Raw genomic sequence first — 18,007 nt, 5'->3', positions numbered from 1 at the left:
AGAAACGCGAAAGGCCCGGTCATCGTGTGATGACCGGGCCTTCCCGATGTACCCCCAACGGGATTTGAACCCGTGTTACCGCCGTGAGAGGGCGACGTCCTAGGCCGCTAGACGATGGGGGCCTGCGGTTCTTCGTTCCGTTCCCGGACCGTTTCACCGGTGAGAACTCTACCTCATGTTCCGAGCGGTTCTGACCGCTCGATCCAGAGCCGGAGCTCGTCGCTGGGGTACCAGGACTCGAACCTAGACTAAGTGAACCAGAATCACTCGTGCTGCCAATTACACCATACCCCATGGTGGTATGAGACCGGTTCGTTCGGGCCGCTCGGACGGACTGACACCTGTCCCGCGCTTCCCTCCCGTGGAGGTCTCACCGGCCGAGAACATTACCGGACTCCGGGACGTGGGCCAAATGCGCCGCGTGCACGGCCCGGGAGGTCGACGGAAGCCCCCCCGACCTGGCAGCGTCGGTCCCATGAGCACACCGCCGCCTGCGGCCGAGCCCGCACCCGACCCCGGGTCCGTGCACGCCCGCGCCGCGTCGTTCGACCACGGCGCGCGCCAGTACGCCGCGACGCGCCCGTCCTACCCGGACGCGGCCGTCGACTGGCTCGTGCCCCCGGGGGCCCGCACGGTCCTCGACCTCGCGGCGGGCACCGGCAAGCTCACCGAACGGCTCCTCGCCCGCGACCTCGACGTCGTCGCGGTGGAGCCCTCCGACGCGATGCGGGCCGAGCTCGCCGTCACGGCTCCGGGGGCGCGCGCGCTGCCCGGCACGGCCGAGGCGATCCCGCTGCCCGACGCGAGCGTCGACGCCGTGCTCGTCGCGCAGGCCTGGCACTGGTTCTCCCCCGCGGCCCCGGCCGAGATCGCGCGCGTCCTGCGCCCCGACGGGCGTCTCGGCATCGTGTGGAACGTCCGCGACGAGAGGACCGACTGGGTCTCCCGCTTCACGGAGATCATCCACCGCGGCGACAGCCTCGAGACGAGCCACCGCGTGCCGGAGCTCGGCCCGGCGTTCGGCGTGCCGGAGCACCAGCCCTTCGGCTGGCACGACAGGGTCCGCACCGACTCCCTGCGCCCGCTCGCGGCCTCGCGCAGCTACCTGCTCACACTGCCGCCGGACCGTCGTGACGCCCTCCTGGCCGAGGTCGACGACCTCGCGTCCACGCACCCCGACCTCGCGGGGCGCACGGAGGTCGACCTCCCGTACGTGGCGCGGTGCTGGCGCGCGGAACGCCTGGCGTCGTGAGCGCCGCGCCCGTGACGGGAGCCGACGTGCGCGACGCCGTCCGCTGGCTCGTCACCCACCTGGACGGTCGCCCGGCGGCCGCGCTCGACGGACAGGCGGGCCCGGTGCGGTGGACGTGCTGGGCGACCGCGGAGCACGTCGTCGACGACCTCGTGGCGTACGCCCTGCAGCTCGCCGCGCTCCCCCGGCTGGCCTACGTGCCGCTCGTCGGGCCGCGCGGGGAGGACGAGATCGTGCACGTCGACCGGTCGGCCGGCACCGCGGGACTGGTCGAGGCCCTGGTCGGGGGCGGCGAGCTGCTCGCCACGCTCGTCGACACGCGCCCCTCGGAGGCCCGCGCCTACCACCCGTACGGCTTCTCCGACCCCGCGGGGTTCGCCGCCATGGGTGTGGTGGAGGTGCTCGTGCACGGCCACGACGTGCTCGTGGGGCTCGACGCGCGCGACCGCGCGTTCCCTCCGGGGCTCGCCGCCCGCACTCTCGACCGCCTGTTCCCCGACGTCGCGGCGCCCGCCCCGGGCGAGGACCCGGACGCCGTCCTGCTGTGGGCGACCGGCCGCGGGGAGCTCGAGGGACGGCCGCGCCGCACCCGGTGGCGCTGGGACGCGTCGGTGCGCTGACGTCCGGGTCAGGGCACGCCCGTCGCCACGGCGGCCCCGGCGATCCGCCGTGCCGCCGCGGACAGCGCGGTCCCGTCCTTCCACACCATCCGCAGCCGGCGGTCCAGCTCGAGGCCGGGGACGGCGACCCGCACGAGGGCGCCCCGCGCGACGTCGTCGGAGACGGCCAGGCTCGACAGCACGGCCACCGCTCCCCCGTGCTGGACGGCCGTCTTGAGCGCGGCGGTGGACCCCAGGTGCGGCAGGTGCTCCGGGAGCGCGGAGCCGTGGGCGGCGAGCCCGCGCTCCAGCGTCTCCCGCGTGCCCGACCCGCTCTCGCGCACCACCAGCCCGCCCGTGAGCAGCTCGTCGACGCGCAGCGCGCTGCGCCGCGCCCACCGGTGGGCCGGCCCCACGACGACGACCAGCTCGTCGTGCGCGACGGTCCGGCTCCGCAGCCCGCGGCGCAGCGTCGCGCTCTCGACGAACCCGAGCTCGACCTCTCCCGCGAGGACGAGCGTCGTCACCTCCGCGGAGTTGCGGACGACGAGCTCGACGTGCGGCGCCCCGGCGGGCTCGGTGAGCGCGAGGCGCGCGAGCCAGCGCGGGGCGAGGTACTCCGCGACCGTGAGGCTCGCGGCGACCCGCACGCGCTCGGCGGGCCGCTCCCGCAGCGACGCGACGGACGTCTCGAAGCGGTCCGAGGCGTCGATCACCTCGCGCGCCCACGCCGCGGTGGCCCGCCCCGTCTCGGTGAGGCGGGCTCCGCGCGTCGTGCGGTCGAGGAGCTCCAGGCCCAGGCCGCGCTCGAGCGCGCGCAGACCCGCAGACGCGGTGGGCTGGGTGATCCCCAGGACGCGGGCCGCGGCGCTGATCGAGCCGTGCGAGTCGGTCGCGACGAGCAGCTCGAGCGCGCCGAGCGTCGTGCGCGCCCCGCGCGGGGGCGGGCCCGCCCGTCCCGGGGAGTCGTGCGGCGGCGTGCTCATAGGTCCACTCTATGGGTCGGTGATGAGGTCGGCCTTCCGCCGCGCCCCGGGGCGCCCGACCCTGGAAGCGTGACCGACACCCGACCCCCGGCGACCCGACCGGAGGCCCGACCGGCAACAGCCCGCCCGTCGGGCGGACCGGCGGCCCGCCCGGCAGCCCGAGCGGCAGCCCCCGGCCTCGCCGTCGTGGCGCTCGCGACCGTGCTCGTGCTCGCCGGCTCCCGCCTGCTGCCCACCGTCTCGCCGCTCGTCACCGCCCTCACGGTCGGCGCGCTCGTCGGCTCGACGGTCCTCGGGCGCGCCCGCCGGCCGGCCGCCGCCCGGCGCGTCGCGGCGCTGCGGCCCGGCATCGGGTGGACGTCCTCCGTCGTCCTGCGGGTCGGCGTCGTGCTCCTCGGTCTCCAGCTGTCCGTCCCCGAGGTCCTGGCGCTCGGGTGGCGAGGGCTCGTCGTCGTCACGACGACGCTCGCGGTCACCTTCGCGGGCACCCTGGCCCTCGGCCGGCTGCTGCGCGTGCCACGCGCCACCGCCCTGCTCGTCGCGACCGGCTTCTCGATCTGCGGCGCCGCCGCCGTCTCGGCCATGCAGGGCGTCGTCGCCCGTCCCGGCCGGACCCCCGCGCAGGTCCGAGAGGACGACGACGCGGTCGCGACCGCGCTCACCCTCGTCACCGTCTACGGCACGCTCGCGATCGTCGTGCTGCCGTGGCTCGCCGGCCTCCTGCGGCTCGACGACGCGCAGACCGGCCTGTGGATCGGGGCGAGCGTGCAGGAGGTCGCCCAGGTCGTCACGGCGGCAGGGACCGTGTCCGCCGCGGCGCTCGCGACGGCGACCGTCGCCAAGCTCGCCCGGGTCGCGCTCCTCGCGCCCGTCGTCACCGGCGCCGGGATCGTCGCGGCACGAGGCGGCGACGCGGGGACCGGGCGTGTCGTCCCCGTCCCGTGGTTCGTCGTGGGGTTCCTCGTCGCCGTGGCGGTGCGCAGCGCGGGGGTCGTGCCGGCGCCGGTGCTGGAGGTGGCGCAGGTCCTGACGACCGTCGCCTTCGTCGCCGCGATGTTCGCGCTCGGCCTCGGCGTCGACGTGCCGCGCCTCGTCCGCACCGGTCGCCGCCCGCTGGTCCTCGGTGCGCTCTCGGCGCTCGTCGTCACGACGACGTCCCTGGCCGGGGTCCTGCTCCTCGGCTGAGCCCACGAGGGGGAACGCCCGTCTGCCGAAGGAGAACCGTGGTCCCGCGGTTCTCCTTCGCTCTATCGGAGCCCTGCCTCGGCGCGAGGGCCGGGTCCGACGACGGTGGGCAGATCGGCGAGGCCGTGCAGGACGTGCACGCCCGACGCGCGGGCCGCGGCCGGGTCCTCCGGGTGCGGTCCGCCGCGGCGCGTCCCGGGGCGGTCGAGCCAGACGCCGACGAGCCCGGCCGCGAGCGCCCCGCGCGCGTCGACGTCGAGCTCGTCGCCGACGTACGCCGTGCGGGCCGGGTCCGTGCCGAGCAGGCGGCACGCCTCGGCGAACACGCGCGGGTCGGGCTTGCCGAAGCCGAGCGTGTCGACGCCGACGAGCAGGGGGACGTCCGAGAGGCCGGCGGCGGCGAGCTTGCGGGTCTGCAGCTCGACGCGCGCGTTGGTGAGCGAGCCGACCTTCACGCCCGCCGCGACGAGCCCGTCGACCGCGGCCCGCGCGTCGTCGAACGCCGACCACGACGCCTCGAACGTGCCCCAGAACACGTCCTTCCACTCGACGTACCCCGCGTCGTCGAGGAGCTCTCCCCCGAACGTCGCCTGGAGCTCGTTGGCGCGGGCCATGCGCTGGGCGTCGAAGTCGACCTCGCCGCGCGTGTACGCGCGGTAGTGGCCGTTCGGGTCGGCGCGCCACAGCGCGAGGACCTCGTCGTACCGGTCCTCGGGCAGGTGCGGCAGCCACACGCGCGACGCCGCGGCGATCGCCTGCGCGAACGCGGCGCGCGTGTCGACGAGCGTGTCGTCGACGTCGAAAAGGACGCCCTCGACACGAGCGGGCGCGCCCGTCACAGCGACGCCCGGAGGCGCGCGAGGCGCGCGAGCGTCGACGCCTTGCCGAGCAGCTCCATCGACTCGAAGAGCGGCGGGGACACGCGACGGCCGGTGAGCGCGACGCGCAGCGGGGTGAACGCGAAGCGGGGCTTGACGCCCATGCCCTCGACGATCGCGTCGCGCAGGGCCTGCTCGATCGCGGCGGTGGCGAACGCGTCGTCCGCCAGCGCGTCGAGCGCGGTGGTGGCCGCCGCGAGGATCTCGGCGGCGTCGTCGCGCAGGGCGGCGCGCGCGTCGTCCTCGACGACGACCGCGTCGTCGGCGGTGAAGAGGAACCCGAGCATCCCGACGGACTCGCCGAGCAGGACCATGCGCTCCTGGACGAGCGGCGCGGCGGCGGTGAGCAGGTCGCGGTGCCGCGGCTCGAGGTCGGCGAACGAGTCCGCGGGCACGAGGCCACCGGCGTGCAGGTACGGCACGAGGCGGTCGCGGAAGTCCTGGGGGGCGAGCATCCGCACGTGCGTCGCGTTGATCGCCTCGGCCTTCTTGAGGTCGAAGCGCGCCGGGTTGGGCAGGACGTCGTGCACGTCGAACGCGGCCACCATCTCCTCGACGGAGAAGATGTCGTTGTCGGGCGCGATGGACCAGCCGAGCAGCGCGAGGTAGTTGAGCAGGCCCTCGGGGGTGAACCCGCGCTCGCGGTGCAGGAACAGGTTGGACTCGGGGTCGCGCTTCGAGAGCTTCTTGTTGCCCTCCCCCATGACGTAGGGCAGGTGGCCGAACTCCGGCACCACCTGCGCGACGCCGATCTCCAGCAGCGCCCGGTAGAGCGCGATCTGGCGCGGGGTGGAGGAGAGCAGGTCCTCGCCGCGCAGCACGTGCGTGATGCCCATGAGCGCGTCGTCGACCGGGTTGACGAGCGTGTACAGCGGCTGGCCGTTGGCGCGCACGATCGCGTAGTCGGGCACCGAGCCCGCCTGGAACGTGATCTCGCCGCGCACGAGGTCCGTGAAGGTGATGTCCTCGTCGGGCATCCGCAGGCGCAGCACCGGCTCGCGCCCCTCGGCGCGGAACGCGGCCCGCTGCTCCTCGGTGAGGGTGCGGTCGAAGTTGTCGTAGCCCTTGGTCTTGATGCCGGCCGCGGCGTTGCGCGCGTCGACCTCCTCGGGGGTCGAGTACGACTCGTAGACGTAGCCGCCCTCGACGAGCCGGCGGATCACGTCCTGGTACAGGTCGGCGCGCTGCGACTGCCGGTACGGCTCGTGCGGGCCGCCCACCTCGACGCCCTCGTCCCAGTCCAGGCCGAGCCAGCGCAGCGCGTCGAGGAGCTGGGTGTAGCTCTCCTCGCTGTCGCGCGCGGCGTCGGTGTCCTCGATGCGGAACACGAACGTGCCGCCCACGTGCCGTGCCCACGCCCAGTTGAACAGCGCGGTGCGGATCAGCCCGACGTGCGGCGTCCCGGTCGGGGACGGGCAGAAGCGGACACGGACGGGCGAGGAACCAGGTGCGGGGATCACGGCCCCCAGCCTAGTTCCCCGACGTCTCAGTCCCGGCGCACCACGGGGTTGCTCAGCACGCCGACGCCCTCGACCTCGCACTCGACGCGGTCGCCCGCGTCGATCAGGCCGACGCCCGCGGGCGTGCCGGTGAGCAGGACGTCCCCGGGAAGGAGCGTCATGGCCTCGGACACGTACGACACGAGGTGGGCGACGTCGAACACCATGTCGCTCGTGCGGCCGTCCTGCTTCGTCTCGCCGTTGACGCGGCTGCGCACGCCGACGCCCTCGGGGTCGAGGTCGGTGTCGATCCACGGACCGAGGGGGCACGCGGAGTCGAACCCCTTCGCGCGCGCCCACTGCCCGTCGGTGCGCTGCGCGTCGCGCGCCGTGACGTCGTTCGCCACGGTGTAGCCGAGGACGTACGCGGGCGCCGCCTCGGGCGACACGTCCTTCGCGAGCCGCCCGATGACGACGGCGAGCTCGGCCTCGTAGGACACCTCCTGCGAGAAGTCGGGCAGGACGATCGGGTCGTCCGGCCCGACGACCGACGTGTTGGGCTTGAGGAACAGCAGCGGGCGCGTGGGCACCTCGTTGCCCATCTCGCGCGCGTGGTCCGCGTAGTTGCGTCCCACCGCGACGACCTTCGAGCGCGGGATCACGGGCGCGAGCAGCCGCACGCCGTCACCCAGCTCGATCCGCTCCCCCGTCGGCGTCACGGGCATGTAGAGCGGGTCGCCCGTGAGGACCGCGAGGTACGTGCGGTCCCCCTCGTGCTGGACGAGGGCGTAGCGGGGGTCGTCTCCGGTGGTGAATCTCGCGATGCGCACAGGCCCAGGCTAGCGGCCGCGCGGCGTCGTGCCCGACGGCGCGTCAGGCCCGGGCGAGCACCTCGCCGTTGAGCACGGCGAACCACCCCGCGGGCTCCTCGGCCCAGCGCAGCCAGTCCTGCGCCAGCTGCTCCAGCGCGACGTCGTCCGCGAGCGCCGACTCCTTGGCCTGGACGGCGAAGTTCGACGCGACGCAGCGCTCGGCCCACAGCCCGCCCCACCACGTGCGGTCCTCGGGGGTCGCGTAGCACCACGTGCTGGCGCTGGGCTCGATCCGGTCGACGGCGAACCCGGCGTCCTGGACCCAGGCGAAGAGGCGGCGCCCGGCGTCGGCCTCGAACCCGTAGGCGTGCGTCACCTCGTGGTAGAGCGTGTTCCACTCGGTGAGACCGGGCGACGCGGGGTACCACGTCATCGCGGCGTAGTCGGCGTCGCGGACCGCGACGAGCCCGCCGGGCTTCGCGACGCGGCGCATCTCGCGCAGCGCGGCGACCGGGTCGGACAGGTGCTGCAGGAGCTGGTGGGCGTAGACGACGTCGAACGTGTCGTCGGCGAACGGGAGCTCGTAGGCGTTGGCCTGCTCGAACGTGAGGTTCGTGGCGCCGCGCCGGGAGGCGAGGTCGCGCGCGCTGTCGAGCACGGCGGCCGACGCGTCGACGCCGACGACCCGCCCGTCGCCGACGCGCGCGGCGAGGTCGACGGTGACCGTCGCGGGCCCGCACCCGACGTCGAGCAGGCTCATGCCCTCACGCAGGTGCGGCAGGAGGAACCCTGCGGAGTTCTCCGCGGTGCGCCACCGGTGGGAGCGCAGCACGGACTCGTGGTGACCGTGCGTGTAGGACTCCGACTCCTTGGCCGGGTTGGAGCCGGCGGCCCCGGTGGGGGCGTCGCCGCGGGGGCCGGCGTCGGCTCCGCTGAGAGGGGTTTCCGTCATACCCGCACGGTAGGCCGCACGCGGGTCGTTCTCGACCCCGTTCTCACACTCTGGTCGTGCGCCGGGTCGCTGCGCGCCGACGTGTGACCCGGACGCGGACCGCCGGCCGGCCGCGCGTGTCCCGCCGGTGCACCTGGCGGACAGGACGGACAATCTCCCCCATGACACCGACGCCCGCGCCCGGGTTCGTCCGCCGCCACACCGACCTCCTGCTCGGCGGGGCCGGACGGGTGACGGGGGTCGACGTCGCGCGCGGGCTCGCGGTGCTCGGCATGTTCACCGCCCACGTGGGGTACACGCTGCCCGACGGCGGCGGGGTGCCCGCCGTCCTCGACGTCGCCAACGGCCGCTCGTCCATCCTCTTCGCGCTCGTCGCCGGGGTGTCCCTCGCGCTCGTCTCCGGCGGCCGGACGCCTGCCACGGGCCGGGCGCTCGCGACGGTCCGCACGCGGATCCTCGTCCGCGCGGTGCTGCTGCTCGCCGTCGTCGGCCTGCTCGACCTGCTCGGGACCCGCGTGCTGCTCATCCTCGGCTTCTACGCGACGTACTTCGTCCTCGCGCTGCCGTTCCTGCGCTGGTCCCCCGCACGGCTGGCCGGGCTCGCCGCCACCGTGGGGCTCGTCGGACCGGTCCTCGCGTACTACGGCCCGGAGGCGCTGCAGCGCGCCGGGCTGCACCTGCCCGACGACGGGTCCGGCGCCTTCACCGACTTCGTCCTCACCGGCCACTACCCCGCCGTCGTGTGGACGGCGTACGTGTTCGCCGGGATGGCCATCGGTCGGCTCGACCTCGGTTCGACGCTCGTGCGCGTGCTGCTCGTCACGGGCGGCCTCACCGCCACGGCCGTCGGCTACGGGGCGTCGGCGGCCGTCGTCGGACCGCTCGGCGGGGCGTGGGCCGTGGAGGACGCCGTGGTCGACTGGTCCAGCACGTACCGGGCCGACGCGCTCACCTGGACGGACCCGTGGCCGACGACCGCGTACCTCTGGCTCGCCGGGCCGCACACGGACACGTGGCCCGAGGTCGTGGGATCCGGCGGGTTCGCCGTCGCCGTGCTCGGCGCGTGCCTGTTCGCGGGTCGCGTCGGGCGCTGGGTGCTCGCCCCGGTGGCGGCCGTCGGCTCCATGGCCCTCACGGTCTACAGCGCGCAGGTCGTCGTCCTGTACGCGTGGGGCGAGGAGGCGTTCGAGCAGACGACGAACGGTCCGCTCCTCGTGCTCGTGCTCGCCACGCTGGCCGTCGCGACGGCGTGGCGCTGGGCGTTCGGGCGCGGGCCCCTCGAACGCCTGCTCACCGCGGTCGCCCGCCGCACCACGGACGGCCCGCCGGACACCTCACCACGGACGGCCCACGCCCCCGCACCGGCCGAGCCGCCGGCGGCGCCCCGGGAGTAACGTCGGACCATGGCCACGTGGGACGACGTCGACCGGGTCGCCGCGGTGCTGCCGGACACGGCGCGCGACGGCGCCCGGCACTGGCGCGTGCACGGCAGGACGTTCGTGTGGGAGCGGCCGTTGCGCCCCAAGGACCTCGCCGAGCTCGGCGACGCGGCACCCGACGACGCCCCGGTCGCCTTCTGGGTCGCCGACGACGGGGAGAAGCAGGCCCTGCTGGGCGACGACCCCGCGACGTTCCTCACGACGACGCACTTCGACGGGTACGCGATCGTGCTCGCACGGCTCGACCGGGTGCCCGTGCCCGAGCTCGAGGAGCTCGTGCAGGACGCCTGGCTGGCCCGCGCGCCGAAGCGGCTCGCGCGGGAGTACCTCGCCGGGTCGGAGTGAGCGCGCGACCCTCGCGTCAGTACTGGCTGGCGGACGTGATCTCGAACGTGGCGGTCCGGAGCGCCTCGAGGGTCTCCTCGTCGACGTACTCGAACACGTCGACCGTCTCGGACGCGCCCGGGTCGAGCGTCGACGTGAAGGCGAAGTCCGACTCGACGACGGTGCCGTCCGCCGCGACGGCGTCGATCTCGACGTCGTACATCATGGCCTCGGAGGCGTTGTTCGTCAGCGTCACCGGCAGGGCGGACTCGACGAAGCCGTACTCGTCCGCGCTCCCCTCGAACGTGCCGAACTCGACCGTCAGGTCGGTCGCGAGGATCTCCTCGGTGGCGTCCCCGGACATGCGGTCGAGGTCGCTCTGCGTCTCGGACTGGATCTCCGCGAGGGTGTCCTCGTACTCCGACGTGACGGCGTCCGCCCACACGAAGAGCAGCACGTAGGTGAGGATCGTCCCGAGGATCGCGAGCGCGCCGACGATGATCGCGGAGATCGCGAAGCCCTTGCCCGACTTGCCGCTCTTCACCTGGACGAGGCCGACGATGCCCAGGATGACACCGGTGAGGGCGAGGAGCGCGGCGAAGACGTTGAAACCCGGGACCCAGCACCCGAGGACACCGACGACCGCGAGGACGAAGCCCACGATCGCGAGCGTGTTCGTCGTCGTCGGGGCGGGCGGCGCGTAGGTGCTGTAGCCCGCGTACGGCGCACCGTAGGGCGCCTGCTGGGTGGGGTCCGGTGCTCCGTACGGCTGCGTCCCGTACGGCTGCGGCGCGCCGTACCCCTGCTGCGCCGGGTCGGGCGCGCCGTACGGCTGCGTCCCGTAGGGCTGCTGCGTGCCGTAGGAACCGGCCGGGTCGGGCTGGGGTGCGCCGCCGGGCCGGTACGCGTCGAACTGGTACGGGTCCTGGGGGCCGCCGGGCGGCTGCGTCATGATGCTCCTCCGCGGCCTCGCCGCATCGTCGTGGTGCCGGACGTCCTCACCGCACCGTCGCGCCCATTCTCGCGGCATCAGGGGCCGCGGACCGAATCGTCCACAGGGTGATCTTTCGTCCCGTCGGTCCGGCCGGTCCGGTGCACCGCGCCTCGTACCCTGGACGGGTGCCCACCTCCACGCCCGCCGCCCGGACGCCCGCACCCGCACGCGGCGTCGGGCACGCACGCGCGACGCTCCCCGCGGCCCGGTGGCGCGAGCTCGCGGACCGGCACGCCGACCGCGCCGACGCACTCACCGCGGGCTGGCGCCGCCGCAAGCCGCTCGGCGAGAAGCACGCGATCGAAGACTTCCTCTTCACCTACTACCCCACCCGGCCGGCGCAGCTGCGCCGCTGGCACCCCGGCGCCGGCGTCGCGCTCGCTCCCGGCGTCCCGACCGACCACGACGGCCAGGGCCACGCCGCCGACCCGTACGACGGTCGCGCCGACTGGCGCTGGTACCGCACGGAGCCCGGCGGCGTCGTGCTCGACGCCGCGGCATACCTCGCGGAGCGCGGCGACACCGTCCGCTACGTCGCGGCGCTGCTCGACGCGACCGCCGCCCGGCCCGGCCGGTTCGGGTGCTTCGGCCTGCACGAGTGGGCCATGGTCTACCGCGACCGCGCCGCGGGGCGCGACCACCGCCACCCGCTCCCGCTGCGCCTCGGGCACGAAGGGACGGACGCCGTCGTCGACGCCCACCCCGTCCAGTGCTCGCACTTCGACGCGTACCGGTTCTTCACGCCCGAGGCCGCGCCCCTCAACCGCCTGACCCCGACGCGCGAGACCCAGCCCGCGCTGGAGCAGCCCGGCTGCCTGCACGCGACCATGGACCTGTACAAGTGGGCCCTCAAGCTCGGCCCGGCCGTGCCCGGCGACGTCCTGCTGGACGCGTTCGACCTCGCCCACGACGTGCGGGAGGTCGACATGCGCGCCTCCCCGTACGACGTCTCCGCCTACGGCCTGGCGCCCGTCGCGATCGAGACGACCGCGGGGAAGGCCGAGTACGTGCGGCACCAGCGCGCGTTCGCCGAGCGCGGTGCGGTGCTCCGCGAGCGCCTGCGCGCGGCCTGCACCGCGCTGCTCGACGGCGCCGGGGCCGGGAGGCTGGACGTCCCGGCCCACGGCGTCTAGGTTCGCCGCGTGACGGACACACCCCCGAGTGCCGACGAGCCGCACGACTCCCGCGCCTCGGCACCTCCCACCTCGACCACCGCCTCGACCGCGATGACGTCGACGGCGTTCCCTCTCGTCCTGGGCCTCGCGCTCGGCGCAGCGGCGTGGTCGGTGCTCGACCTCACGTCGTCGGTGGCGCTCGGCTACGCCCTCGGCGGCCTGGGGCTGCTGCTCGTGCTCGTCGGGACGGGGCGTCTCGCATCCCGGATCGACTTCTTGTACGAGCGCGCCGGCGGTCGGTGACGCCCGCCATCGCGGGCTCGGGTGCGCTCAGCCCCGGCGCAGCTGGTGGGCCGCGACGCCCCGAGCGGCCTGGTCCGCCGTCTCGGCGACGCGGCGTTCGCGCGTCTCGGCGCGACGGGCGTCGGCCAGCCAGCCGAGGACCGACCGGCGCACGCCGGGGGTGAACGCGTCGAACGCCGCGCGCGCCCCGGGTCGGGCGGCGAGCGCCGCGGCGAGGTCGTCGGGCACGACGAGGGCCTCGGCGTCGTCGTGCCGGGTCCAGGACCCGTCGGCCTGCGCGGCGGCCACGACGGCGCGGCCGGCGTCGGTCATCCGGCCGTCTGCCTCGACGCGCGCGACCCTCTCCTTGCTGAGCCGCGTCCACCGGCTGCCGCGGCGGCGGCGCGTGAACCACAGCGCGTGCCGGTCGACGTCGACCACGGACGCCTGGCCGTCGATCCACCCGAACGCGAGGGCTTCCTCGATCCACGGCTCGTAGCCGAACGTCTCGTGCCCGCTCTCGCGACGCCAGGTGACGAGCCAGACCCCGGGCTCGGGGTCGTCGTGGTGCTCCGTGAGCCACGCGCGCCACCGGGCCGGGTCGGCGGCGTGGAACGCGGGTCGGTCCCGGTAGCGCTCGACGTCGGTCGGGTCCATCGGCCACCTCCGCGGTCCGTCGTCCGTGCTCGACGCTACCCCGCGGCCGCCCCGCGACGACCCACCGCGACGACCCACCGGGAACGCCGAACCCGGGCCTTAACGTCACGGAGAGCTCGGCGTGACGTGCAGACCCGGGTTCGGCTGGGTCGGGGACCGGTCAGCAGGTCGGGACCGTCACGGTCTCGACGACCGTCTGCTCCCCCTCCGCCCCCGTGGCCGTCACCGTGACGTCCAGCTCGCCCGTCGCCGAGCGCGCCGCGAACGACTGGTACGCGTTCGCGCCGGGCGCGACGGCGTCGTACGCCCGCGTGCCGAGCGCGCTCGACAGCTCGACGTCCACGGCCGCGTCCGAGACGTTCGTCGCACGGACGGCGACGTACGGCTTCCCGGCGAGGCAGCGCGGGCTCACCTCGACGGACACGAGCTCGACGTCCTCGACCGGGACGAGCTGCGCGGCCGCCAGGCGCAGGCGTCGCGCCTGGTCGTCGACCTGCGCCTGCGTCGCCCCCTCGTCCGCGAGCAGCGTCCGCGCCGCGGCGAGCTCGCGCGTGAACACGCCGTGGTCGATCCGGTTGTACCGGTCGGCCTCGTCCGCGAGGTGCTCGACGTCCGCCACGACCGCCGCGAGGCCCGTCGTGTCGACCGGCGGGACCTCGACGTCGAACGCGTCGGTGAAGAACGTCATGCTGTCGAGGTTCGCGACGTACGGGTGACCGTCGTACGCCTGCGTGGTGAGCCGCACGAACACCTCGTGCGTGCCGCGCACCGGGGTCGGCAGGTCGATCGTCGCGACACCGTCGTCCGCCCAGCCCGAGCCGGTCGACGGCAGGGGGACGCGGGCGAACGGCTCACCCGGGTCCTCGGGGTCGAACTCGTCGAGGTACACCTCGATCGCCGAGTCGCGACCGCACCGCGACGAGTTGTGGACGTAGTGCACCGAGAGCCGGTCCAGCGCCGCCGACCCGAGGTCGACCTCGCCGTAGGCGAGCCAGTCGCCGTCCGCGGTGCCGCCGACGTTCGTCACGGTCCCGCTGTCCCAGGTCGACGTCTCGTTCTTCAGCCCGCGGCCCGAGCTCTGCGTCCAGTCCTCCGACTCGACGAGGACGTCGGTCGGGCCGCCGGGCGCGAACGTCATGCTGTCGAGGTTCGCGACGTACGGGTGGTTCGCGTACGCCTCGGTCGACAGGCGCACGAACACCTCGTGCGTCCCGCTGACGGTCTGCGGCAGCGCGACGGTCGCGATGCCGTCCTCCGACCAGCTCGAGCCGGTCGAGGGCAGCGGCACGGTCGCGAACGGCTCGCCCGGGTTCTCCGGGTCGAACTCGTCGAGGTACACCGCGATCGCCGAGCTGTCGCCGCTGCGGTTCGCGTTGTGCACGTAGTGCACGGACAGCTCCCCGAGGGGAAGCTCGCCCAGGTCGACCTCGCCGTACGCGAGCCAATCGCCGTCCGCCGTCCCGCCGACGTTCGTCACCGGTCCGCTGGTCCACGTGGACGACTCGTTCTTCAGGCCGCCGCCGGAGTGCTCGGTCCAGTCCTCCGACTCGATGGTCACCGCGGCCGACGCGCCCGGCTCGGGCGTCGTGGTCGGGTCCTCGACGCTGAACCGGAACCGGTCGAAGTTCCCCACCCAGCTGCGGCCCTCGACGGTGCGGAACTCGAACGTCACGGCCCCGGCGTCGGCGAGCGCCTGCGCGTCGTCGAGCGCGACCGTGACCTCGCGGTAGTTGCCCCACCCGCCGGTGCCGGCGAGCTCGACGGTCGCGACGACCGGTCCGTCGACGTCACCGCCGTGCACGACGACCGTGCTCGGCTGCTCACCCGGGCCGAAGCTCGTCGCGTAGTCGACGGTGAGGTACCCGGGGAGCGCGTCGTCGAACGTCATGTCGTGGTACTGGATCCACGCCCCGGAGCGCACGCCGCCGAGGTTGCCGGCCGAGCTGTTGGCCTCGTTCGACAGCTCGCCGCCCGACCACGCCTCGGACCTCTCGCCCTCGAGGACGCGCAGGCCGCCGCCGGTGATGTCGAGGCCGTCGATCGCGGCCTCCAGCCGGTCCGCGGCGAACCGCAGGTCCACGCTCGACGACGCGTCGTCGGCGAGCAGGTCCTGCGCGTGCTCGAGCGCGGCGGAGAACCGGGTGAACGACACGGACGAGTAACTGCCCTTGCGCACGCCCTCCGCGTCGTCGACGAGGTCGGCGAGCGTCGAGCGCTCCGCACCCGCCACCGACAGGCGCAGCGGCGAGCGCAGGGAGACGCCCTCACCGGTCAGCGCCGCGGCGGGCACGCCGTCCGCGAGCGCCGTGTCGCGCAGACGCACGTAGAACCGCGCGTCGTCGGACGTCGTGCCGCGGACCGTGACCGTGAGGGACGTCGCGGAGGCGACGGTGACGGTCGCCTCGACCCCGGCCGGGGGGCGTTCGACCGTGGCAGCGCCGGTGGCGACGAGGTCGGCGCCGGCGTCGGCGGCGAGCCGCGCTCCCCCGCCCAGCGTGAGCGTCACACTCGCGTCGACCGTGCCGTCGGCGTCGGCCCGCACGGTGGCGGGGTCCGCGGTGACGGGGTAGCCGTCGTCCTCGCCCTCGGTCGCGGTGCTCATCGAGAACGCGGGCTCGGTGTCGGTGCCCCAGTCGCTGGGCTCGTCGCCCATCGAGAACGTGAGGTCGCCGCCCCCGACGACCGTCGCGTAGTCGAGCCACGTGTTGTCGAACGACGCCCCGTCGAGCGAGGCCGACTGGACGTAGAAGTCGTCCTCGGAGACGCCGTCCGCGGTCACCGCGAACGTCGTGCCGTCGTCGTACGTGATGGTCGCGGTGTCGAAGAACGGCGACCCGATCTGGTACTGCGACGACCCGGCCGTGACGGGGAAGAGCCCGACGGCGGCGGCGACGAACATCGTCGACATCGTGCCTGCGTCGTTGTCCATCGTGGCGAGCATGCCGCGCGGGTCGAGCTGGTAGACCTTGGTCCTGATGGGCGGCGTGAACTCGCCGCCGCCGCTCGGGAAGAAGCTCGTCGAGCCGGTGCCGATGTACCGGTTCCAGGTCTCCTGCGTGTAGATCGCGCGCGTCCACTTCTGCGTCAGGTGCGGCTCGCCCACGTAGTTGAACAGGTACGGCGCCTGCAGGTCGATCTCGTTCGCGTTCGAGTGGAGCATCCCGGAGCCGTCGTCCGCGTCGGAGTCCTCGCCGAACATGTGGCGCATCGCGAGGCGGGCCGCCTCCGTGCCGCCCATCGCACCGACGAGCGCGTCCATGTCGTACGCGTCGTACCAGGTGTACTGCCACAGGGTGCCCTGGTAGAGGCTCGCGGCCTCGAACCGCTCGGGGTCGGCGTCCTGCCAGGTGCCGTCCGCGGCGCGCGGCATGAGCACGCCCACCTCGGTGCCGTCGGCCGCGGTCCACGCGCCCGGCTTGATGAGGTGCTCGATCGGCAGGGCGGCCTGCTCGCGCAGCGACTGCGCCTCGTCGGCGAGACCGATCTCGTCGGCGACGATCGACAGGCCCCACTGGTCGTAGCCGCGCTGGACCGACGCGCCGGGGTTGCCGGCGATGTAGCCGCGCTCGAGCTCGGCCTCGCTGTAGGACCCGACGAGCCGCTCCAGCGCAGGGTACGCCTCGTCCAGGCGGTCCAACCCCGTGTACCCCTTCGCGATCGCGTCGGCGACGACGACGGCGGACCGCTCCCAGCGCACCGTCGGGACGGTGTGCACGAGCCCGCCGAGACCGCCGCCGCCCGCCGCCTGCGCGTCGGCGAACAGGTAGACCATCGACTGCACCATGTCGCGGTACATCGACGGGTCGATGTACGCGAGGACGGAGAACTTGCGGAAGTCGTCCCACGTGGCCCACGAGTCGTAGTACGTGAAGCCCTGCGCGCGGTGCACCGCACCGTCGACGCCGCGGTACGTCCCCGACGTGCTCGTCGCGTTCATCGGCATCGCGAACATGCGGTACAGGTGCGTGTAGAACAGCTGCTCCAGCTCACCCGTCGGGTCGGTCGCGACGGACGCCGCGACGTCGACCCGGCCGAGCGCACGGTTCCACTCGGCCCGGGTCCGCTCGCGGACCTCGTCGAAGCCGAGGTCGCTCAGCTCGTTGGCCTGGTCCACCTTCGCCTGGGCCGCGCTCACCGGGGACAGGGTGAGCTCGAGCCCGACGTCGCCCGCGTCGGCCGCGTCGAACGTCAGCACCGCGCCGGTGTCCCGCCCGTCCTGCGACGTCGCGTCCGTCAGTGCCTTGTCGTCGCCCCAGGTCTGCACGTCGGCGACGGGCTGCGTCGTCGTCGCGTAGTAGTGCATCGTGTAGGACGCGTTGTAGAAGTGGCCGGTGAAGCTGCCGCTGATCGCGGCGCGGCCGTCGTCGAGCGTCGAGACGTCGAGGGACGACGCGATGCGGCTCGTGTTGTTCGTCGAGAGGTCGAGCACGAGGCTCGGCGTCGACCCCTCGGGGAACGCGTAGCGGTGCACGCCCGAGCGCGTCGTGGCGGTCACCTCGGCCTCGATCGTCCCGTCCGCGGCCGCGATCGAGCCGTCCGTGCCGGCGACGTTGCCGAGCGACACGGCGTAGTACCCGGGGCCCGCCTCCTCGTCGTCGTGCGAGAACGGGTGCGCGTACGTGCTGGTGGCCGGGCGCGTGGTGTACGACCCCGACGTCGGCACGACGAGCAGGTCACCACCGCCGCCCGAGCCGCCGACGCCGTCGAGGTTGGTGTGCGTGAACCCCGAGATCTGCGACTGGGCGTAGTCGTAGCCGGTGTTGTTGCGGCCCGGCGTCGTGCGCGGGTTGACCTTGGCGAGGCCGTTCGGGGCCTGGGCGGCCGGCATGTCGTTGCCGAAGTCGCCCTCGGTGCCGACGAACACGTCGACGAGGGACGTGTAGTCCCGGGTGTCGGCGGCGGGCTCGGGGACGGCGGTCGCGGCAGCGACGGGCGCGAGCCCCACGACGGTCAGCGCACCGGCGACGGTGCTCGCGACGAGTCGGCGACCGCGCCGCCGGGTGGTCTGGGATCTGGGATGCATCGTGTCCTCGGGGTGGTACGTGTCGGACGGGCAGGACGGGTGACAGCGGTGACACTCGCCGCGCGGCCCA

Annotated in this window: 15 protein-coding genes and 2 tRNA genes; 7 read left to right on the top strand and 10 right to left on the bottom strand. The window is 74.3% G+C overall.

Annotated features, from left to right (window positions below):
- Positions 1–49: 49 nt before the first annotated feature.
- Positions 50–122, bottom strand: a tRNA-Glu gene (locus LGQ04_RS15285).
- A 100-nt stretch (positions 123–222) separates the two neighbouring features.
- A tRNA-Gln gene (locus LGQ04_RS15280) sits at positions 223–294 on the bottom strand.
- 181 nt (positions 295–475) lie between these two features.
- Here LGQ04_RS15280 and LGQ04_RS15275 point away from each other — a divergent pair.
- Together LGQ04_RS15275 and LGQ04_RS15270 are read left to right on the top strand one after the other, a co-directional pair.
- On the top strand, positions 476–1,252 hold the full coding sequence (locus LGQ04_RS15275) for a class I SAM-dependent methyltransferase (protein ID WP_229244825.1): 777 nt from the start codon (positions 476–478) through the stop codon (positions 1,250–1,252).
- Entirely contained in the window at positions 1,249–1,872 is a 624-nt protein-coding gene (locus tag LGQ04_RS15270; protein WP_229244824.1) for a hypothetical protein, read from the top strand. Before LGQ04_RS15275 ends, LGQ04_RS15270 begins: the two co-directional genes overlap by 4 nt.
- Positions 1,873–1,880: 8 nt before the next feature.
- Here LGQ04_RS15270 and LGQ04_RS15265 read toward each other — a convergent pair whose 3' ends face one another.
- Entirely contained in the window at positions 1,881–2,837 is a 957-nt protein-coding gene (locus LGQ04_RS15265) for a LysR family transcriptional regulator (protein WP_229244823.1), read from the bottom strand.
- Positions 2,838–2,906: 69 nt separating this feature from the next.
- On the opposite strand from LGQ04_RS15265, the gene LGQ04_RS15260 reads away from it, so the two are divergent.
- The gene (locus tag LGQ04_RS15260; protein WP_229244822.1) at positions 2,907–4,022 is read left to right on the top strand and encodes a YeiH family protein; all 1,116 of its coding nucleotides are present in this window, start codon (positions 2,907–2,909) and stop codon (positions 4,020–4,022) included.
- A gap of 62 nt (positions 4,023–4,084) precedes the next feature.
- Here the strand turns inward: LGQ04_RS15260 and LGQ04_RS15255 are convergent, their stop codons facing one another.
- Genes LGQ04_RS15255 through LGQ04_RS15240 form a run of 4 tightly spaced genes read right to left on the bottom strand, consistent with a single transcriptional unit; the run spans position 4,085 to position 8,103 of the window.
- Entirely contained in the window at positions 4,085–4,861 is a 777-nt protein-coding gene (locus tag LGQ04_RS15255; RefSeq protein ID WP_229244821.1) for an HAD family hydrolase, read from the bottom strand.
- A complete protein-coding gene (gene gltX / locus LGQ04_RS15250) occupies positions 4,858–6,360 on the bottom strand; it encodes a glutamate--tRNA ligase (RefSeq protein WP_229244818.1) in 1,503 nt (500 codons plus the stop codon). The genes LGQ04_RS15255 and gltX overlap by 4 nt, the downstream gene beginning before the upstream one ends.
- Positions 6,361–6,386: 26 nt before the next feature.
- Positions 6,387–7,169, bottom strand: a complete 783-nt coding sequence (locus LGQ04_RS15245) for a fumarylacetoacetate hydrolase family protein (RefSeq protein WP_229244816.1) — start codon at positions 7,167–7,169, stop codon at positions 6,387–6,389.
- Positions 7,170–7,212: 43 nt separating this feature from the next.
- Entirely contained in the window at positions 7,213–8,103 is an 891-nt protein-coding gene (locus tag LGQ04_RS15240; protein ID WP_229244815.1) for a methyltransferase domain-containing protein, read from the bottom strand.
- A gap of 161 nt (positions 8,104–8,264) precedes the next feature.
- Here LGQ04_RS15240 and LGQ04_RS15235 point away from each other — a divergent pair, with 161 nt between their 5' ends.
- Positions 8,265–9,497 carry a heparan-alpha-glucosaminide N-acetyltransferase domain-containing protein gene (locus LGQ04_RS15235; RefSeq protein WP_229244813.1) on the top strand — a complete coding sequence of 411 codons (1,233 nt, stop codon included), beginning with the start codon at positions 8,265–8,267 and terminating at the stop codon, positions 9,495–9,497.
- A gap of 9 nt (positions 9,498–9,506) precedes the next feature.
- Entirely contained in the window at positions 9,507–9,887 is a 381-nt protein-coding gene (locus tag LGQ04_RS15230; RefSeq protein ID WP_229244812.1) for an MmcQ/YjbR family DNA-binding protein, read from the top strand.
- A gap of 16 nt (positions 9,888–9,903) precedes the next feature.
- On the opposite strand, the gene LGQ04_RS15225 is transcribed toward LGQ04_RS15230, so the two are convergent.
- Positions 9,904–10,818: a hypothetical protein gene (locus LGQ04_RS15225; protein WP_229244810.1), complete on the bottom strand. Its 915-nt coding sequence runs from the start codon at positions 10,816–10,818 to the stop codon at positions 9,904–9,906.
- Positions 10,819–10,985: 167 nt separating this feature from the next.
- Here LGQ04_RS15225 and LGQ04_RS15220 point away from each other — a divergent pair, with 167 nt between their 5' ends.
- The gene (locus LGQ04_RS15220; protein WP_229244809.1) at positions 10,986–11,993 is read left to right on the top strand and encodes a 3-methyladenine DNA glycosylase; all 1,008 of its coding nucleotides are present in this window, start codon (positions 10,986–10,988) and stop codon (positions 11,991–11,993) included.
- Positions 11,994–12,002: 9 nt separating this feature from the next.
- Positions 12,003–12,278, top strand: coding sequence for a hypothetical protein (locus tag LGQ04_RS15215; protein ID WP_229244807.1), 276 nt, complete (start codon positions 12,003–12,005; stop codon positions 12,276–12,278).
- A 27-nt stretch (positions 12,279–12,305) separates the two neighbouring features.
- Here LGQ04_RS15215 and LGQ04_RS15210 read toward each other — a convergent pair whose 3' ends face one another.
- On the bottom strand, positions 12,306–12,914 hold the full coding sequence (locus LGQ04_RS15210; protein ID WP_229244806.1) for a YdeI/OmpD-associated family protein: 609 nt from the start codon (positions 12,912–12,914) through the stop codon (positions 12,306–12,308).
- Between the two features lie 160 nt (positions 12,915–13,074).
- Entirely contained in the window at positions 13,075–17,937 is a 4,863-nt protein-coding gene (locus tag LGQ04_RS15205) for a glycoside hydrolase domain-containing protein (RefSeq protein WP_229244804.1), read from the bottom strand.
- Positions 17,938–18,007: the final 70 nt, after the last annotated feature.

The sequence above is a fragment of the Cellulosimicrobium marinum genome (genome assembly GCF_020551945.1).
Classification (GTDB): domain Bacteria; phylum Actinomycetota; class Actinomycetes; order Actinomycetales; family Cellulomonadaceae; genus Cellulosimicrobium; species Cellulosimicrobium marinum.
Note: the sequence above shows the minus strand (reverse complement) of the source record. Positions and strands in the feature narration are given on the sequence as shown.

Bases quoted from the DNA above. Each gene is read 5' to 3' on its own strand.
- LGQ04_RS15275 (WP_229244825.1), top strand. From the start codon at position 476: ATGAGCACACCGCCGCCTGCGGCCGAGCCCGCACCCGACCCCGGGTCC.
- LGQ04_RS15265 (WP_229244823.1), bottom strand. From the start codon at position 2,837: ATGAGCACGCCGCCGCACGACTCCCCGGGACGGGCGGGCCCGCCCCCG.
- LGQ04_RS15240 (WP_229244815.1), bottom strand. From the start codon at position 8,103: ATGACGGAAACCCCTCTCAGCGGAGCCGACGCCGGCCCCCGCGGCGAC.
- LGQ04_RS15235 (WP_229244813.1), top strand. From the start codon at position 8,265: ATGACACCGACGCCCGCGCCCGGGTTCGTCCGCCGCCACACCGACCTC.
- LGQ04_RS15230 (WP_229244812.1), top strand. From the start codon at position 9,507: ATGGCCACGTGGGACGACGTCGACCGGGTCGCCGCGGTGCTGCCGGAC.
- LGQ04_RS15225 (WP_229244810.1), bottom strand. From the start codon at position 10,818: ATGACGCAGCCGCCCGGCGGCCCCCAGGACCCGTACCAGTTCGACGCG.
- LGQ04_RS15210 (WP_229244806.1), bottom strand. From the start codon at position 12,914: ATGGACCCGACCGACGTCGAGCGCTACCGGGACCGACCCGCGTTCCAC.
- LGQ04_RS15205 (WP_229244804.1), bottom strand. From the start codon at position 17,937: ATGCATCCCAGATCCCAGACCACCCGGCGGCGCGGTCGCCGACTCGTC.